Consider the following 17,726-nt stretch of genomic DNA (forward strand, 5'->3'; position numbering starts at 1 on the left):
TTTCTAGTTGTTATAAATACCGATGTAAAGTTCTCCATCGCTATTCATGGAAGCCCGATACATACCTGCCGTATTAAACTCCATTGCTACATTTCCTTTGTGGTCTATGGCAATAATTCCACCGTTGCCGCCCATTTCTGGTAGCTTATCCTGGATAACCGTTCTAGCAGCTTCTTGTAAGGTTTTGTTACCATATTCCATCATGGCAGAAATATCGTAGGCTATGACTCCACGGATAAAAAATTCTCCCCAACCGGTGGAAGAAACGGCACAGGTTTTATTATTGGCATACGTTCCTGCACCAATTATAGGAGCATCGCCCACACGGCCCCAACGCTTATTCGTCATTCCCCCAGTTGAAGTTCCAGCTGCCAAATTCCCATTTTTATCGAGTGCTGCGCAACCCACAGTTCCAAATTTCTCGTCTTTAATATAAGGATCGTAAAATGCAGTTTGGTCGTCGTGATCCAGTTCTACCTTTTCTCTTTCCTGCGCTCTTTTAAGCGATTTCATTCTGTTGTCAGTATAAAAATAAGAGGGGTCCACCAATTCTATTCCCTGTTCTTTTGCGAATTGTTCAGCACCTTTCCGTGCAAACATAACATGCTCTGAGTTTGCCATAACCTCCCTAGCCAAATTAATGGGGTTTTTTACATTTGTAACACCCGCTACTGCTCCTGCATTTAAAGTTTTACCATCCATTATGGAGGCGTCGAGTTCATTTTTGCCATCATTGGTAAATACAGCTCCTTTTCCAGCATTAAAAAGAGGGGAGTTTTCCATTACGTTAATGGTTTTTTCTACCGCTTCTAAGCTGGTTCCTCCTTTTTCTAAAATAGTATAACCGGTTTTTATGGCTTCTTCAAGCTTTTCTTTGTAGGCGATTTCAAGGGAATCGCTCATATTTTCCTTTAAAATGGTACCTGCTCCACCGTGAATTACAATTCCAAAATTATTTTCATTAATTTTTTGTTTTTTTTCTGCAGTGTTTTCGGGGGCTTCCGCTGCTTTTTTCTGTTCGCAGGAAGAGAAAATAAAAATACTGAATAGGAATAATGCAATTTTTTTCATAAAATAGAGTTATGTTTAACAGAGTCTTGTACTAAAATAGACTATTCCCAAGTCTTTCCCAACTCGTATCCATTCTTTTTAGATACTTATTCATTTTGGAGTCCCATTTCTCACACATGTGCGTTTAAAACGTTTCCATAAATGAGAAAAAGTATTTTGTTCATTCAATTTGCAATTGCCTTGTTGCTCGTGAGTTCGTGCTCGAACGAAAGTATACAGGATGAAGGTTTGGTAGAACAGACCTTATTACAAACTTCCGTTAAAGAAGTGGAACAAGATGTTCACACAATAGTGAATGCCTTTCGAATTAAAGAAGGGCTTGAAGCATTGGCTTTTAGCGAAGAGGCCTATAGTTATGCGGAAGAGCAAACGCAGTTCATGATAAATACCGGGAGTTTTAAACACAACAATTTCAATGAAAGGGCTTCATCCTTGGCTCAGCTAGTCGATGCCCAAGCTGTGGCAGAAAATATCGCGAAGGATTATTCAACGGCTGAGGAAGCTGTAAATGGTTGGGTTACCAGTCCCGGTCATCTTAAAAACATAATGGGCAATTTTACGCACACTTCCGTAAGTGTGGCAAACGATAAAAATGGTAAGTTGTATTATACACAGATTTTCTATCGAATAGATTCAGAATAAAAATTGTCTTCATTTTTCCAATCAAATCTAAGTTTACACTTTATTCTTAGCTGCAAGTTGTTTATTTTTATGATAAATAAATTTAGTCATGGCCGTTAAGAAACCGTTCAATTTAAATAAATGGGTGGAAGAGAATAGAGATCTTTTAAAACCCCCTGTAGGAAATAAAAATCTATACAAAGATGCAGATGATTATATTGTTATGATTGTCGGTGGGCCTAATGCCAGAAAAGATTATCATTACAACGAAACCGAAGAGCTTTTCTACCAATTGGAAGGCGAAATAGAAGTTCATATCCAAGAAGATGGTAAAAAACAGACTATGAAGTTAAGTGCTGGTGATATGTATTTGCATCCTGCCAAAGTTCCTCACAGTCCCGTTAGAAAAGAAGGCTCCATTGGGTTGGTGGTAGAAAGGAAACGTGCCCACTTAGACGGGAAAGATGGATTGCTTTGGTTTTGCGATAATTGCAATAATAAATTGTATGAGGTTTATTTTCCGTTAAACGATATTGAAAAGGATTTTCTTAAGCATTTTAAACATTTCTACGGAAGCAAAGAATTGCGAACTTGCAATAACTGTGGTACCGTAATGCCTGTTGATAAACGTTTTGTTGCGGAAGAAGGCCAGTAAAGAAATTTTTTTGAAAGCTATTTTCGCTTTAGCCAGATAATAAAACCAGTAACCGATAGGAACGGCCCTGAAAGTCCGATCAAGGCATATAAAAATTTGATAGGCCAACCGCCATATTGCCCAAAATGCAAAGGGGTTATCATACTTTCGAGCTTTGTGCCCACGGAAGCTTCAGAAATTTTTGTCGCTTTTACAATCTGTCCGGTATTAATGTCGGCTTCCAATTTGTTGTAAAATTCGCTGTAGTAAAAAGGATCATTTTTAAAAATTCCGTAGAGCACCATATTACTTTTTTCAGAAGTAGGTAAACGAACGTAGGTAGGTGTAAAATCGGGATATTCATGTTGCGCTTTAGTAAGCAACAACTCTGTGGAGGTATTTATGATGGGGGTTACAGCTTTGCTAGCCGGCTTTAATCCTGCACTTGCCACTTTGTAGGCCAAAAACACGCCAGAAACTACAATAATGCTATTTAAAAACAATGCCCAAACGCCCACATACCTGTGTAATCCCGAATAGCGGTTCTTTTTGTTATCCCATTTAAGTTTGGTTTTAAACAATAAGGTTTTCCAAAATACTTTGCGGTAAAGAATGGTTCCTGTTATGATAGAGAATAAGAAGGCGATTCCTGCGAAGAGAATTAGGAATCTACCTACAACCCCAGCATGCAGAGAATAATGAAGCTTTAAAATCCATTTAGTGATATGGCTATTGGCATCTATTTCTTTAATGATATCACCCGAATCTGGATGAACAAAGACGTATTTTCTAGCCTCTGGACTTCTTAGGTTAAAAATTAGGGTCTGGCCTGCCTTAAATTTAATTAAGCGCGTGTCCCAGTTAGGATAGTGTTTTTGAATAGTTTCAACCGCTTTATCGATATTTCGTGCTGAGCCTGTTTTTTCAACTTCATATTTTTTAAATATCGCCGAATCTATATTTTCATTAAAAATTAAAATAGAACCAGTTATACCTAAAACTAAAAGAAAAGCACCTCCTAAAATGCCAAAAATAGAATGATATTTTAGAAGGGTGCGATTTTTCACTTTTTGAGGGATAATGTACGGTTATAAGTTTACGGTAAGAGATACGTTAAACTGTGTTCCATTTGCCTTGATGTAATTGGAATCTCGTGCAGCCCATTGAGAGATAAGATTGTAGTAATCTTCATTCAAAAGGTTTTTTATGCCCACCCCTAAACTTGTACTTGGAGTAAGTTGGTAATTGGTGGTTAGATTTAACACATTAAAGCTGTTTACGGGACCTTGGCCGTAGCTGAAGTCGCCATTTTCGTTATCCTCAAAACGGTCTCGGTTTCCACTATAGGTGTAAGATAGTCTAGTGTCCAATCGTTTTTTCCATCGGTAGGAAAGATAGGAAACAATTTTTATCGGAGGGATTCTATCCCCGCCCATGTACTGGTTATAATCACCATTATCCTGCGTGTCCAATTTACCTTCCACATAAGAAAAGGAAGTTCCAAAGTTTAGGTTATCCATTAATGGTGTATCCAATGAAAGCTCAAAGCCGTATACCTTTTCAGGTTGTCTTGCGATTTCAAAAACCCCGCTTGGCGTTTCTCGGTAAGTAGAACCCAGTTCTGATGTGCTTATAAAATAGGCACCGCTCAATCTGGTTTTTCCAAGCTGCGAGTTCACTCCTATTTCATAATTATTGGCGATTACCGCTTCAGAGTTAATCTCGCTTACCGTATTTTCTGTGGCAGATCGAAGGGTACGCCCCAAATCGGCAATGGAAAAACTTTGTGAGAAACTTACAAAAGGCTTAAACACGCTCCATTTATTGTAACGTAGCCCAAGATTAAATACAGTTGCATTGTAATCCAATTTACCACCATCTACAGCAACGCCTCCACCGTTTGGAGTAGTTTCACCTTCATTATAAGTAGTAATTGTGGTGTAATCGGGGACATCAATTCTTATGTTTTCAAATCGGATTCCAGCCTTAAAAACAAAATCTTTATACAGTGTTTTAAATTGAGCATAGGGCGCCAGGTTCGTCATATCCATATTTGGAACCCATAGCCTTCCGTCTACCAATTCCTGGGAAGTGTTATCGTTCAATACATCGAAACCATAAAGTACATAACCGTTTACCGCACCAAAGGAATACGGTGTTTTTAAATTGAAACGCGCCCCTTTTTTTGTGGATAGAATGGACGACTGTCCGCCATCAAACCCTAACGAAGGGTCGTAGAAAAAATCGGAGTAACCATAAACGGTTTTAAAATCTTGATAATATAAATTTAAACGAAGATCTGTTTTTCCAAAGATTTGCTCGTAATCATATGTAAGTTGTGCATTGTGGTTGTAGCGGTTCCCTTGATCTTCCCCTGGGTCTTCCCCCAAGACCCCAATTGTTGGAGTAACGCCATATTCTCCCAGCTCTGCCACGTATTGCGTGTCTTGGTTGCTGCTGAAGTAGTTATACATCAATTCTACGGTTTGCTTATCGGTTATTTCGTAGTTAAATTTCCCGAATAAGCTGTATTGACTCGTTTCGCCCAAGCCGTAGAAAGGCGACATTATAACGCCATCGGCATCTTTGTAAACGCCAGTTTGTCTAAAGCTTCCACTGGCTACATACCCAAGCTTGTTGACTTTTCCAGAGAAAGTTTGAACAACATTTGCACCCACAGTATTGCTTATGTCTACCAAAGAACCTGTACTTCCCACGGTGGTGGAACTTTCAAATGGCTTGGATTCTTCTGTTTTTTTGGTAATGTAATTAACAATCCCACCATCTGCACCATTTCCATAGATAGCGGTCGCGCCTTTTATCACTTCAATTCTTTCCAAAGTGCTGGGGTCAATTGTATTAATATCGCGGCCACCACTTCTTAGCGGAGTCGATTGCGGGATTCCATCAATAAGAATTAGCATATTTCGTCCGCGGAGGGTTTGCCCGGTATTACTTGTTTGGTTGGTACTAAGGGAAATTCCTGGAACTTCCGTTAAAATATCTGCCACCGAATTGCTGGTTTGCGATAAATTTTCAACTTGTTTTGAAGTAAGCACAGAAACAGAAGATGGAACCTCGTCTAGAGTTTCACGGGTACGGTTGGAGGTAATTACAATCTCATTCAATTGCTCTAAATACTCTTGTAAAGTAATATTTAAGGTCTCAACGTTACCATTTTGTAGGTCAAGATCTTTTTCAATGGATTTATATCCTATGGCGGAAAAAACAATTTCAAATGTACCTTCTTCCTTTAAGTTCAGAAGGTAGTTTCCTTTTTCGTCGGAAGTAGTTCCAATGGAAGTTCCTTTAATAGATACGCTAACATAAGGAATAGGATCCTGATTTTTATCGGTAATGGTACCTTTAATAAGTGGCTGCTGGGCTTTTATAATTCCAGTAGCTAAGATCATAAAGACGAGTAGAAGTCGCATAAGTTATTTTTATTTAGATTTCTTATAAATAAAGCGCAAAAGTAAATTTTACCCTTAGACTTGCAAAGTCACAGGTGTTAAATTTTAAATATTTTTGAAAAATTCACCTTTTCTTTACATAGCTCTAGGGGAATCCACCTCATTTTCAGAAATTTGAAATAGTACACGTCTTTTAGCAAAGAATTTGTATTTTCGTTACTGTTGAAACAAAATAGAATCAAAAAGTTATAAATATGACAATTCAAACCAAGAATTCGGCTATAGCTGAAACTTTAGACATATTAGGAATCGAAGAAAGCAACTTAGGGAGTTCAACCGGGAACAATTGGTTTGCTTCCGGTACGGAGTTAACATCTTACTCACCTGTAGATGGCCAAGAAATAGGAAAGGTTACCCAAACTACCGCTTCTGACTATGAAAAAGTAATGGAAACGGCCACAGCGGCTTTTAAAGAATGGCGTAAAGTAACCGCGCCCCAAAGAGGAGAAATTGTTAGACAGTTCGGGGAAAAATTGCGTGAATATAAAGAGCCCTTAGGGAAGTTGGTTTCTTATGAAATGGGGAAATCCTATCAAGAAGGGTTGGGGGAAGTTCAGGAAATGATAGACATTTGCGACTTTGCCGTTGGTCTTTCCAGACAGTTGCACGGACTTACCATGCATTCTGAAAGGCCAGGGCATAGAATGTATGAGCAATACCACCCATTGGGAGTGGTGGGAATTATCTCTGCATTTAATTTCCCTGTTGCTGTTTGGTCATGGAATACGGCATTAGCATGGGTTTGTGGAGACGTTTGTGTTTGGAAACCTTCAGAAAAAACCCCTCTAATATCTGTTGCTTGCCAAAAACTAATTGCCTATGTTTTAAAAGAAAATAATATGCCCGAAGGGATCTCCTGTTTAGTTACTGGAGATTATAAAGTGGGGGAAATGCTTACGAATGACAAACGCGTGCCCCTTGTCTCTGCTACAGGATCCATAAGAATGGGTAAAATTGTGGCACAGGCAGTAGCGGCGCGTTTAGGAAAATCGCTTTTGGAGCTTGGCGGTAATAATGCCATAATTGTTACTCCAGATGCAGATATTAAAATGACGGTTATTGGAGCCGTCTTTGGAGCTGTTGGAACATGTGGTCAACGTTGTACTTCTACGCGTCGACTTATTGTACACGAGGCTATTTACGATCAGGTAAAAAATGCCATTGTAGATGCCTACAAACAACTTCGAATAGGAAACCCATTGGATGAAAACAATCATGTAGGGCCTTTAATAGATAAAGATGCTGTGGAAAATTATTTGAATGCCATTGATAAAGTGAAAGAAGAAGGTGGAACTATTTTGGTTGAAGGCGGTGTATTGGAAGGTGAAGGTTATGAAAGTGGTTGCTACGTAAAGCCGGCAATTGCAGAAGCTAAAAACGATTATGAAATTGTACAGCACGAAACCTTTGCGCCGGTATTGTATCTTATGAAATATAGAGGAGATCTAGAAAATGCAATCGAGCTACAAAATGGGGTCGTACAAGGATTGTCTTCTGCTATTATGACCAATAATTTAAGGGAGGCAGAACGTTTTTTATCACACCAAGGTTCTGATTGCGGAATTGCCAACGTAAATATTGGTACCAGTGGTGCAGAGATTGGAGGTGCCTTTGGCGGGGAGAAGGAAACGGGTGGAGGCCGTGAAAGCGGTTCTGATGCTTGGAAGATCTATATGAGACGCCAAACCAACACCATAAATTACACTACCGAGCTTCCTTTGGCGCAAGGAATAAAATTCGACCTTTAAGTTACAAAATATCAAAAGTAAAAAAGTCCTGCTGAACGTTCAGCAGGACTTTTTTTATATGGTTGTGGTTCTAAATTTATAAAACTCCGTTGGCTTCCACCCACTTAAAAGTATGTGGATCTTGTGGTACAGCCATACGCTCTGAGATTCTCTTTAAACGCTCAGGAAGTTTTACCAAATATTCCCTTGCTTTTTCAGCTTTGTCATTTAATTCCCTTACTTTATCAATTTCCCAATATTGATTCAATCGCTCTAAAATATTAATATAGTCGAAGGTGGTGTAAACACCCAATCGCTGTGCTGCATTTGAGAAATTTTCAAAGGCACTACCAATATGGTCTCCAGATTCACGTATAAATTGTGCTGGCATTACGATTTTTCTTTTCATCATATCGGCAAAAGCAATCATCATTTCACTCGGGTCGTGTTCAAAAATTGTTTTTACAAATTCCCTGTAAGCGAGGTGATGTCTCATTTCATCCCCTGCAATAATATTACACATTTTAGCCAGCATCGGGTTGCCTTTCTTCTTAGCTAATTGTCCCACTCGCTTATGCGATATATTGGTTGCCAACTCTTGGAAGGAAGTGTAAACAAAGTTTTTATATGGATCCCTTCCGGTACCGATATCAAATCCATCGGCAATCATATGCTGCGTGGTTTTTTCAATTTCCTTCATATTCACCCTTCCGGCCAAATAGAGGTATTTATTTAAAACATCGCCATGACGGTTTTCTTCAGCAGTCCAATGGCGAACCCATTTAGACCATCCATTACGTTCGTGCTGGTCTACACCTTCTACGTCCATCAACCAAGATTCGTAAGTTGGTAAGGCTTCTTCTGTAATGGTATCTCCAACAAGAACCACCCAAAAATCGTAACCTAACTCTTTGGCTTCGCCGCGAATCTTTCTTATTTCTTCATAAAAATTCTCGCTTTGGGAATCGGGAAGGAAATCGGTAGGCTGCCAAATTTGATCAGCGGGTATAAGATATTCCTCCAGAAAAGAATCGACTCTCTTTTCTATGGTGCGCATTACTTCAAGTCTAATATTGTGTAGTGACATAACATTCTGGTTTTATAACGCTGTAAATATCGTGTTTCTTTGAACTAATTACGAATACTTTGTAGAAATTTTAGTATTTGAAATATCCCAACGGACAATTATTTCGAAAATAGAATTTTTAAATATAAAAAGCTTTTTTTAAACGGCCCTAATGGGCCAATAGTTGGTAGTATCTTAAAGATACGAATAAACTATGATTTTACCTATAATTTTAGCTGAATTCTAAAGACTTGATATAAAGTTTTCTAGCTGGATAGTGTTGAAATTTAAAATTTTTGTTAAATTTGAAGGTAACACACTGCTAACCAAAGTCCTATTTTATGAAATCGGTATATCTTGTAGCTATCATAATCACTATTATTATCGGTTCTTTTTTTAATTGGATTTTATGCTGCGAGCAAACAGAAACCATTACCATTGAAGAGGAATATATAGAATCTGTAAAGGAAGATTATGAAGAGGTCGTCGAGGATAAGAAGAACGCTCCAGTAGTTAACCCTTTAATAATTGTGGATAGTACGGGAAGCTTTTCCTATAAATCCAACGATAATTTTAATTTTCACGAGTCAGATTTCATAATCATTAGACCTCTAGGCCCAGGGGTTGATAAAGGAGTGATGCAGGTTAAGGAATATCTATCTAGTAATAAAAACGTACAAATTACAGGTTTTTACGAGGCACGGGAAGAAAATACTTCCGCTTTTCCAAACTTGGGATATGCACGTGCCAATGCCGTAAAAAACCATTTGGTTGCTAAAGGCATTTCAGCAAAACAAATTAACACCTACGGAAAGGAAATGGATCCATTATCTGAATACCGTGATGTTTTGGTCGGACCTGTTTCTTTAGTAATCACTGAAGATGCCGGATTTAAAAATGCCGAAGAGGTTGTAGGCCGAATTAAAGAACAGCCGATTGTTTTATATTTTGAAACGGGTAAAAGTACTATAAATTTAACGGAAGAACAGCGGGAGCGGTATTTGGATATTGTGCGTGCTTTGGATAAAGTGGATGATATTTCTGTAGTAATTTATGGACACACCGATAACACAGGAAATGCTGAAAACAATATGATATTAGGGAAGGATCGCGCGGAGTTTATAAAAGCTTATTTGGTGCGAAATGGCATTTCAGCAGAAAATATAGAAACCGTTTCCAAAGGTCAAAATGAGCCTGTTGCAAACAACAATACTGCAGAGGGAAGAGCCGAAAATAGAAGAACCGTAATTACCATAAAATAGAACTAATCAACTAAAATTTTATATATGAACTGGTGTTTAATCATTCCATTAATTGTAGGTGTCGTTTGTGCCGTATTGGGGTATTTGTTAGGGAAACTTTCCGCTGGAGATCATTCTTCAGAAATTGAAGCTTGGCAAAAAAAATATGATAAATTAGATTCAGATTTGGCCGATTGTAGAGCTAAACTGGCCAGAAAAGATACAGTAACTACTCATTTAATACCTTTTGATGCCGCTATGGCAAAATCTGCTTTCGGGAAAAAAATCAAACAAGACGATTTAAAAATTGTGGAGGGAATAGGACCGAAAATAGAACTTTTGTTTCATGCAAAGGGTATAAAAACATGGAAAGAATTATCTGATTGTAGTGTAGAGAAATGCTACGAAGTTCTAAAATCTGGTGGGAAGGCTTTCGATATACACCGTCCCGAAACGTGGCCAGAACAGGCAAAATTGGCGTACGAAGGAAAGTGGATTAAACTGAAGGCTTGGCAAGATGAATTAAAAGGCGGAAAATAACCGACCTAAAGAGCTAACCAACTGAAATTTGAAATCGCCTTTACACATCTATGGTAAAGGCGATTTTATTTTGGAGTTAGTTTCTTCCTTTTTCGTCGGGATATAATTCATTGGCGTTGTCGCTTTGCCAGAACTCTTTGGTGTTTATATCCATAATGGTAAGCGGACTCTTATAGGCTGCGCCGGTGTCCATGTTCCAAACGCGGTCGATGTTTACAGGGGTGGTCTCCCCAACCCGAATGGTCGGCGTATGCCCGATATAGATTTCTTTATAATGCTTTAAACGTTGTGGATAGTTTTCGTCCTGCTCTTTTAAATCTTTGTCCATCGCCAAAAGCATTTCCCATAAGGAACGGTCCCAATACATCATCTCAGGAAAGTATTCCCTTTCTACGCCATGTAGGTTTGTAAAGCCTGCATGCACAAAAAGTCGTTTATCACCGTCTAAATGATAATTTTTTAGCGATTCTAAAAATCGCTTATGGATATTTATTTCAGTTTCGTTGAGGTTTTCATAAGCTTCCACGGTAGCTTTTCCTCCGTGATATAGCCACATTTCGTTATCTGCTTTTTCGGTGAGCCACTCCAAAAACAAGGCGTCGTGGTTCCCTTTAATAAAAACACAGTTATTGGTGTCGTTAAGTTCTATAAGCTTACGGATTACTTGGGGGGCTTCACTCCAGCCATCTACATAATCACCTAGAAAAATAAGGGTGTCTTTTTCGGTAACTTTTGCACGTTCTAAAACTTGCTCTAATGCACGGAAAGCACCGTGTATATCGCCAACTACCAATGTCCTTTTTGTCATGAAATCACTTTTTTTAAAGTATATTTATGTGAAATTACAATATAAGATTGGGAATGAAAAAAGTTTATTGCATTGGAGAATTGTTAATCGATTTTGTTGGGGAGAATCAAGGAGCTGATTTAAGTAAGGCGAACCAATTTACCAAAAAAGCAGGTGGTGCCCCGGCCAATGTCGCTACTGCCATAGCTAGGCTTAAAGGGAAAAGCGAATTTGTAGGATGTGTAGGACAGGATGCTTTTGGAGATTTTTTAGTAGAAACCCTTCAAAAAAATAATGTTGGGATTGAAAACTTACAACGATCGGAAGTTTTTACTACTCTGGCATTTGTTTCCATAGCAGATAATGGCGAGCGGGATTTTGTATTTAATCGTGGGGCAGATAAGGAACTAATTTACAATAAGTCTTTGGGTGATAAGCTGGAAAATGAAATTGTACATTTTGGTGCCGCTACTTGTTTTTTGGGCGGTAGTATAGAAAAGGCTTATGAAAATTATTTAGAAGATGCCATTGCCCGTAAGGCTTTTATAAGTTTCGATCCCAATTACAGGGCAGACTTATGGAAAGAACGTGATGCTATATTTATTGAAAAGTGTATGCCATTTATTCAAAAAGCAGACTTTGGGAAGTTTAGTGAAGAAGAGGCGCTTTTAATATCTAAAAAGGATAACCTCCTAGACGCATGTAGATTTTTACATGAGTTGGGAGTAAAAATTATTGCAGTTACCTTAGGGAGCAAAGGGACATTTTTAAGCAGTAAAAAGGAAAATGCAATTATTGAAAGTATTTCGGTAGAAGCCATAGATACTACCGGCGCTGGCGATGCTTTTGTAGGATGTTTTTTGTATTTAGTTTCTAAATTAAACGCTGTCGAAGAAGTTCTTAACGACTTTACAAAGCTTAAGGATATGGTAGTTATTGCCAATAAAGCAGGCGCCCATACGACTACTAAATTTGGGGCTATAGAGTCCTTACCTTATGCCGAAGACTTGGGATTGTAGCATTTTATTTCTAAGTTAACCTTTTTTGAAAATAAATGGCTGTACCCAAACTACGAATACTGCACCTTCCTTAATATGCGTAATGCTTCTTTTAGGGAGTTATACACATCGATATTATGTTCTTTTACAAACCATCGATAATCTTCCAGCATCTGTTTTGCACCCATGAATCCGTTTAAATAACAAATAAGATGCGTCGCCGGAATATTCTTTAAGTCTTTTTCATCACGATTATTGAGCGGAAGACCTTTTTTGAGCTTTTCCAGAATGGTATTGTTGGTGTTAAAAATATGGTAGAGCATTTTACGGTCGTATTGAGGAGGCTCGAAGATCAAGGTGCTGTCTATTGAATAAGTTCCATTGTCGTTAAATTGAATTTCAACCTTTTCCAGCGGATAGAATTTTTTGTTGTTATTGAGGCCTAGTTTAACATATTCAGTAATTGAGAAAGTGTTTTCGGTATAACTTATTTCTACTTCATCTAAAGCGGAATAAAAAAGTTTTACCTGCTCGTTTATCAATTCAATATCTACCCGGGAGAAGTAAACTTTATCGTTTACCTTTTTAATATTCCCCGCCCAGCAAACCACAAATTGTTCTTTAAAAACCTTGTAATTGGATTCAAGATCGGCATGGGTTTCGTTAATAAAGTTAACCACGCCATCTAGTGTAAGCTCGATATTGTTTTTGGCATGCTGTTCTATTTCCCCGACAATGGAGGAGTTGGTGTCTTTTATTTCAATATCAAAAACTTTGGGCATACTTATGCTGCCATCCCTAAAAAAAACGCTTCCGCCCCAATATTTCCAAATATTCTTTCTTAGTGCTGCTAATTTGCCCGTCGATCTAATGGTTACCAAACCCACCACTTTTCCTGGCGGTAGTTGCGGAAAATAAATGTTTTCATACGAAACCAGGGGAGCATTGTCGATATAGGCATTCACAAGATTCTGAATTTTACTATCGTCGAAAAAATCGACACCTACAATGCTATTATCCTCGTCTTCTACCCCAACCACAATAAATGCGTTATTGTTTGGGTTGGAATTCGCCAAAGCGCAAATGTGTTTTATAAACTTTGCCTTTCCTTCTTTATCGCCAATATTAATAAATCGCTTTTTGTCATAAAAACTGTTCTCGTCGTTATGGGCGAGTAGATTTTTTACCAACAAACGTTTATTAATCATTGAGTTTCAATTGACTCTAAAGATAAAAAGTACTGCGGAAACTAAAAAGGGTTTTAGATAAAGTTCTATTCGGTCTTATTTACTATGGTGCTGCTGGCTTGATCGCTCGGCATTACTATTAGGTCTGCAATGTTAACATGAGCCGGTCTGCTAATCGTAAAATAGATAATTTCTGCAATATCTTCTGGAGTAAGGGGGGTGTATCCTTGGTAAACTTTATCAGCTTTTTCAGTGTCACCTTTAAAGCGCACCTTGCTAAATTCGGTTTCCACCAAGCCCGGGTTTATAGCACCTACTTTTATTCCTTTTGCATGCAGGTCTAAACGCATTCCTTGGTTAATGGCATCTACCGCATGTTTACTGGCGCAGTATACATTGCCTCCGGGGTATACTTCTTTTCCTGCTGTGGAACCAATATTGATAATATGCCCCTTTTTTCTTGCTACCATTCCTGGGATGATAGCCTTAGAAACATAGAGAAGCCCTTTTACATTAATATCCATCATGGCGTCCCAATCGTCAATTTCGCCTTGGTCTATAGGTGCCAATCCGTGGGCGTTTCCAGCATTATTTATAAGGATGTCGATGTTTTTAAATTCTGAAGGGATTGAATTTATAGCATTGAAAACAGCCTCTTTATTACGGACATCAAAAGAAAGATAATGTACTTTTACTTTTTCTGAAAGCTCGCGCTGAAGGGTATCCAGTCGATCCTTTCTTCTTCCACAGAGAATTAGATTAATACCATTTTCAGCAAATAGTATCGCAGTTGCTTTTCCTATTCCACTCGTAGCGCCGGTTATAAGTGCAGTCTTTTTATCCATCGTTAATTTTTTATAAAGATACGAAGTCATTGTTTAAATAATTATCCTGTTAACAGGGTTAGGTAGATGTTTGTGTTAAAAAGTAAGCAGTGTTTAGTAAGCACGATTTTTGAGTCATGCCTATGGAAGGGAGATACGTTCCCGTTACACAACTTGATCTCTCCCAGTTCCCTAATGGTTGGATTGAAATGACTGATTAACACATAAAAACCTTAAATTTTAAACTCGAAACCTCCTACGGTACGCGATGCCCCTGACTTTCTACCAGCAATGAGAACCAATCTTCCCGATCGAGTTCGATTTCTAAAGCTTTTACTGAATTGGTAATGCGCTCTTTGTTGGTGGTTCCAATAACAGGATGTATTCCCGCCGGATGTTTTAAAATCCAATCCAATAAAAGTTGATCTGCGGTGGCGTGGTATTTTTCAATAAACTCAAAAAGTTTGTGTTTTATACGTAAAGTTTGGTCGTTGCTGGTTTTAAAAATACTTCCAAGCGGACTCCAAGCCATGGGTTTAATGTTATTTAACATCATATAATCCAGGTCTCCATTCAGCATGGCATCAAAATGAGTGATGGAAAACTCTATTTGATTAACAGAGACTTCCGTTTTGCTCCGAATCAATTCAGTCTGCGAAGGGGTAAAATTGGAAAGTCCGAAATCTTTAATTTTCCCTTGTTTTATTAATTGCTTAACGGCTTCGGAAACTTCGTCGGGCTTCATAAGGGGGCTGGGTCGGTGGAGTAGCAATAGATCTAGATAATCGGTTTGCAAATTTTTGAGCGATTCGTCTACCGACCACAAAATGTAATCTCTAGAAAGATCGTAGTGTTTGATGTTGTTTTTACGATTTTCTGAAATATACTGAATACCACATTTCGAGATTAGCTGAATTGCTTTCCGTGGTATACCAGAAGCCTTAAAAGCATGTCCAAATTCTTTTTCGGTCGTGTATCCTCCGTAAATGTCGGCATGGTCGAAAGTGGTTATTCCTTCCCCGACACAATGAAGAATTAAATCCTTCATGTCTCTTGCGCTAAGCGACTTACCCCAGCTGCCCCAGGTCATAGTGCCGGCAATGATGTTGGAAAATTTCATTTAAAATAGGATTGGTTTATTTTAGTAACGAAAAATAAAGTAACCGTTTAACACAATAAAAGGATTTTTAAATATTAACACTTGTTAACATCTAAAAAATGTTAGAGGGGCGTATCTATAATTAGAACCTCTTGCGCAAGAAGTTCCAATAAATAAACATTAATAATAAATAAACCTATTTATGAAAAAACTAAAAAAACTATCAAAAATTGCATGTATGGCACTGGCCACCTTGGTTTTGGTGGCAAGTTGTAGCGATGACGATAACGGTAATGATATGCCATCGGATGATATGGCCAGAGTAATGGTGAAATTGGTAGATGCTCCTGGCGATTACGAAAAAGTAAATGTAGATATTCAAGATGTGTTAATCAACAGGTCCGACGATGAAGAAGGTGGGTGGGAAAGCATTGGTGAGATAGAAGCTGGAGTTTACGATTTGCTGGAGCTTACCGGTGGTGCCAGCGTGGTGTTAGCCGATAATGAAATACCTGAAGGGGAAATTAAGCAAATGCGTTTGGTGCTAGGCGATGAGAATTCGGTAGTGGTAGACGGAGAAGAGTTTGCTTTAGACACTCCAAGCGCACAGCAATCTGGACTAAAGTTAAAGTTTGATGATGCTCAAATTGAAGGTGGATATACTTACGAGATTACCTTGGATTTTGATGCTGAGAAGTCGGTTGTGAGTGCTGGAAACTCAGGAAAATATATTTTAAAGCCTGTAATAAATGCAAGTACAGAAGTCAACTCTGGAAAAATTATGGGAGCGGTAACCCCAACCGATTATCAAGTATTGGCTTGGGTAGTGGCAGATCAAGATACCATAACCACTTACACAGATGACGAAGGGATATTTGTACTGAACGGTGTTCCTGCTGGCACCTACGATGTAATGCTTACTCCAGAAGAAGAATCTGGTTTGGCCAATGCAACGGTTGAAGGTGTAGTGGTAGAAAACGGAGCGGTTGCCGATGTTGGTACTGTAGAATTGATGGAAATTTCCGGAGGAAACATTACGGGAACTGTAATAAATGCCGATGTTGCGGTAACAGCTTCTATTATGGTTGGTGAAGAAACGGTTTCTGCCGTTACCAACGAAGAAAATATGTTTATACTGGAAAATGTTCCTGCTGGAACTTATACACTTACTTTAACTCCAGCAGAGGGATCTGCCTTTGGTGTAAAAGAAATTGCTGAGGTGGAAGTGGTTGAAGGAGAAGCTACTGCACTTGGCGATATTACCTTTGAATAGTTAAAAATCCGTAAAAATATATTAAGGGTGCCCTAATCTTTTGGGTGCCCTTTATTTTTTAACCAATTGTTAACAGCGACAGTCTAAATTAATTTTCAATTTGCGTCCTATTATAGATGGTGTTATATTGATGCCTCAAAAAATTAACATAAATGGAGCAAAATACTACGTTGGATATTAACGCTATTAACGAAAAAATAGAAAAAGAAAGTGCTTTTATCGATGTACTCACCTTAGAAATGAATAAGGTTATTGTTGGGCAAAAGCACATGGTAGAAAGATTGTTGATTGGTCTTTTAGGACAAGGACATATACTCTTGGAAGGGGTTCCTGGGTTGGCAAAAACGCTGGCTATTAATACCTTGGCAAAGGCAGTGCACGGAAGTTTTAGCCGTGTGCAGTTTACTCCAGACCTTTTACCTGCCGATGTGGTGGGGACACTTATTTATAACATGAAGGTAAACGACTTTTCCATTAAAAAGGGACCTATTTTCGCCAACTTTGTCCTTGCGGATGAGATTAACCGTGCACCTGCAAAAGTACAATCTGCTCTTTTGGAAGCAATGCAGGAGAAACAAGTTACTATTGGTGATGAGACTTTTATACTGGAAAAACCTTTCTTGGTAATGGCCACTCAAAACCCGGTAGAACAAGAAGGTACATATCCGTTGCCGGAAGCACAGGTAGACCGTTTTATGTTGAAAACGGTTATTGATTACCCAAAATTAAACGAAGAGCAACTTATAATTCGTGCCAATCTTAAGGGCGAATTCAATAAAGTAAATCAAGTAGTTTCCATAGACCAAATTTTAAGAGCTCAGGCGTCTGTAAGAGAGGTGTACATGGATGAGAAAATCGAGAAGTACATTCTGGACATTATTTTTGCTACGCGTTATCCTGAGAAATATAATTTATCCGATTTAAAACCTTTAATCAGTTTTGGAGCCTCTCCAAGGGGGAGTATTAATTTGGCAACAGCAGCCAAATGTTATGCCTTTATAAAAAGAAGAGGTTACGTAATTCCAGAAGATGTGCGCGCCGTGGTACACGATGTGTTAAGGCACAGGGTTGGGATTACCTATGAAGCGGAAGCAGAAAATATCACTCCCGAAGAAATCATCAACAAAATTGTAAACGAAATAGAAGTACCATAGGATTTTAGAAGGTCAAAAAAAATAGAGTTGC

General features: G+C 38.4%; 16 protein-coding genes. 8 read left to right on the plus strand and 8 right to left on the minus strand.

Annotated features, from left to right (window positions below; translation table 11 throughout):
- Positions 1-3 precede the first annotated feature (3 nt).
- Positions 4-1,071, minus strand: a complete 1,068-nt coding sequence (locus HX109_RS06940; protein ID WP_178950552.1) for an isoaspartyl peptidase/L-asparaginase family protein — start codon at positions 1,069-1,071, stop codon at positions 4-6.
- 141 nt (positions 1,072-1,212) lie between these two features.
- Between HX109_RS06940 and HX109_RS06945 the strand changes: the two genes are divergently transcribed.
- Both HX109_RS06945 and HX109_RS06950 read left to right on the plus strand, forming a co-directional pair.
- Positions 1,213-1,713 carry a CAP domain-containing protein gene (locus HX109_RS06945; RefSeq protein WP_178950553.1) on the plus strand — a complete coding sequence of 167 codons (501 nt, stop codon included), beginning with the start codon at positions 1,213-1,215 and terminating at the stop codon, positions 1,711-1,713.
- An 88-nt stretch (positions 1,714-1,801) separates the two neighbouring features.
- A complete protein-coding gene (locus HX109_RS06950; RefSeq protein WP_178950554.1) occupies positions 1,802-2,347 on the plus strand; it encodes a 3-hydroxyanthranilate 3,4-dioxygenase in 546 nt (181 codons plus the stop codon).
- A gap of 17 nt (positions 2,348-2,364) precedes the next feature.
- Here the strand turns inward: HX109_RS06950 and HX109_RS06955 are convergent, their stop codons facing one another.
- The gene (locus HX109_RS06955) at positions 2,365-3,393 is read right to left on the minus strand and encodes a PepSY-associated TM helix domain-containing protein (protein ID WP_178950556.1); all 1,029 of its coding nucleotides are present in this window, start codon (positions 3,391-3,393) and stop codon (positions 2,365-2,367) included.
- A 21-nt stretch (positions 3,394-3,414) separates the two neighbouring features.
- Positions 3,415-5,760 (minus strand): TonB-dependent receptor, encoded by a 2,346-nt coding sequence (locus HX109_RS16385; RefSeq protein ID WP_178950558.1) that lies wholly within the window; start codon positions 5,758-5,760, stop codon positions 3,415-3,417.
- 233 nt (positions 5,761-5,993) lie between these two features.
- Between HX109_RS16385 and HX109_RS06965 the strand changes: the two genes are divergently transcribed.
- Entirely contained in the window at positions 5,994-7,547 is a 1,554-nt protein-coding gene (locus HX109_RS06965) for an aldehyde dehydrogenase family protein (RefSeq protein ID WP_178950560.1), read from the plus strand.
- A gap of 76 nt (positions 7,548-7,623) precedes the next feature.
- Here the strand turns inward: HX109_RS06965 and HX109_RS06970 are convergent, their stop codons facing one another.
- A complete protein-coding gene (locus tag HX109_RS06970; protein WP_178950562.1) occupies positions 7,624-8,613 on the minus strand; it encodes an acyl-ACP desaturase in 990 nt (329 codons plus the stop codon).
- Positions 8,614-8,933: 320 nt separating this feature from the next.
- On the opposite strand from HX109_RS06970, the gene HX109_RS06975 reads away from it, so the two are divergent.
- The gene (locus HX109_RS06975) at positions 8,934-9,854 is read left to right on the plus strand and encodes an OmpA family protein (protein WP_178950564.1); all 921 of its coding nucleotides are present in this window, start codon (positions 8,934-8,936) and stop codon (positions 9,852-9,854) included.
- Positions 9,855-9,878: 24 nt separating this feature from the next.
- Positions 9,879-10,373, plus strand: a complete 495-nt coding sequence (locus HX109_RS06980) for a hypothetical protein (RefSeq protein ID WP_178950566.1) — start codon at positions 9,879-9,881, stop codon at positions 10,371-10,373.
- Positions 10,374-10,449: 76 nt separating this feature from the next.
- Here HX109_RS06980 and HX109_RS06985 read toward each other — a convergent pair whose 3' ends face one another.
- Positions 10,450-11,181 carry a metallophosphoesterase family protein gene (locus HX109_RS06985; RefSeq protein ID WP_178950568.1) on the minus strand — a complete coding sequence of 244 codons (732 nt, stop codon included), beginning with the start codon at positions 11,179-11,181 and terminating at the stop codon, positions 10,450-10,452.
- A 53-nt stretch (positions 11,182-11,234) separates the two neighbouring features.
- Between HX109_RS06985 and HX109_RS06990 the strand changes: the two genes are divergently transcribed.
- Positions 11,235-12,179: a carbohydrate kinase family protein gene (locus HX109_RS06990; protein WP_178950570.1), complete on the plus strand. Its 945-nt coding sequence runs from the start codon at positions 11,235-11,237 to the stop codon at positions 12,177-12,179.
- A 50-nt stretch (positions 12,180-12,229) separates the two neighbouring features.
- On the opposite strand, the gene HX109_RS06995 is transcribed toward HX109_RS06990, so the two are convergent.
- From HX109_RS06995 to HX109_RS07005, 3 genes are all read right to left on the minus strand, one after another.
- Positions 12,230-13,366: an ATP-binding protein gene (locus tag HX109_RS06995; RefSeq protein ID WP_178950572.1), complete on the minus strand. Its 1,137-nt coding sequence runs from the start codon at positions 13,364-13,366 to the stop codon at positions 12,230-12,232.
- A gap of 65 nt (positions 13,367-13,431) precedes the next feature.
- Positions 13,432-14,190 (minus strand): SDR family NAD(P)-dependent oxidoreductase, encoded by a 759-nt coding sequence (locus tag HX109_RS07000; RefSeq protein WP_178950573.1) that lies wholly within the window; start codon positions 14,188-14,190, stop codon positions 13,432-13,434.
- 235 nt (positions 14,191-14,425) lie between these two features.
- Entirely contained in the window at positions 14,426-15,289 is an 864-nt protein-coding gene (locus HX109_RS07005) for an aldo/keto reductase family oxidoreductase (RefSeq protein ID WP_178950575.1), read from the minus strand.
- Between the two features lie 181 nt (positions 15,290-15,470).
- Here HX109_RS07005 and HX109_RS07010 point away from each other — a divergent pair, with 181 nt between their 5' ends.
- On the plus strand, positions 15,471-16,541 hold the full coding sequence (locus tag HX109_RS07010; protein ID WP_178950577.1) for a DUF4382 domain-containing protein: 1,071 nt from the start codon (positions 15,471-15,473) through the stop codon (positions 16,539-16,541).
- A 152-nt stretch (positions 16,542-16,693) separates the two neighbouring features.
- The gene (locus HX109_RS07015; RefSeq protein ID WP_178950579.1) at positions 16,694-17,695 is read left to right on the plus strand and encodes an AAA family ATPase; all 1,002 of its coding nucleotides are present in this window, start codon (positions 16,694-16,696) and stop codon (positions 17,693-17,695) included.
- Positions 17,696-17,726: the final 31 nt, after the last annotated feature.

Source organism: Galbibacter sp. BG1, assembly GCF_013391805.1.
Lineage (GTDB): Bacteria > Bacteroidota > Bacteroidia > Flavobacteriales > Flavobacteriaceae > Galbibacter.

Excerpts from the sequence above, each read along its gene's own strand:
- HX109_RS06940 (WP_178950552.1), bottom strand. The coding sequence starts at position 1,071 with ATGAAAAAAATTGCATTATTCCTATTCAGTATTTTTATTTTCTCTTCC.
- HX109_RS06945 (WP_178950553.1), top strand. The coding sequence starts at position 1,213 with ATGAGAAAAAGTATTTTGTTCATTCAATTTGCAATTGCCTTGTTGCTC.
- HX109_RS06950 (WP_178950554.1), top strand. The coding sequence starts at position 1,802 with ATGGCCGTTAAGAAACCGTTCAATTTAAATAAATGGGTGGAAGAGAAT.
- HX109_RS16385 (WP_178950558.1), bottom strand. The coding sequence starts at position 5,760 with ATGCGACTTCTACTCGTCTTTATGATCTTAGCTACTGGAATTATAAAA.
- HX109_RS06965 (WP_178950560.1), top strand. The coding sequence starts at position 5,994 with ATGACAATTCAAACCAAGAATTCGGCTATAGCTGAAACTTTAGACATA.
- HX109_RS06970 (WP_178950562.1), bottom strand. The coding sequence starts at position 8,613 with ATGTCACTACACAATATTAGACTTGAAGTAATGCGCACCATAGAAAAG.
- HX109_RS06975 (WP_178950564.1), top strand. The coding sequence starts at position 8,934 with ATGAAATCGGTATATCTTGTAGCTATCATAATCACTATTATTATCGGT.
- HX109_RS06980 (WP_178950566.1), top strand. The coding sequence starts at position 9,879 with ATGAACTGGTGTTTAATCATTCCATTAATTGTAGGTGTCGTTTGTGCC.
- HX109_RS06985 (WP_178950568.1), bottom strand. The coding sequence starts at position 11,181 with ATGACAAAAAGGACATTGGTAGTTGGCGATATACACGGTGCTTTCCGT.
- HX109_RS06990 (WP_178950570.1), top strand. The coding sequence starts at position 11,235 with ATGAAAAAAGTTTATTGCATTGGAGAATTGTTAATCGATTTTGTTGGG.
- HX109_RS06995 (WP_178950572.1), bottom strand. The coding sequence starts at position 13,366 with ATGATTAATAAACGTTTGTTGGTAAAAAATCTACTCGCCCATAACGAC.
- HX109_RS07000 (WP_178950573.1), bottom strand. The coding sequence starts at position 14,190 with ATGGATAAAAAGACTGCACTTATAACCGGCGCTACGAGTGGAATAGGA.
- HX109_RS07005 (WP_178950575.1), bottom strand. The coding sequence starts at position 15,289 with ATGAAATTTTCCAACATCATTGCCGGCACTATGACCTGGGGCAGCTGG.
- HX109_RS07010 (WP_178950577.1), top strand. The coding sequence starts at position 15,471 with ATGAAAAAACTAAAAAAACTATCAAAAATTGCATGTATGGCACTGGCC.
- HX109_RS07015 (WP_178950579.1), top strand. The coding sequence starts at position 16,694 with ATGGAGCAAAATACTACGTTGGATATTAACGCTATTAACGAAAAAATA.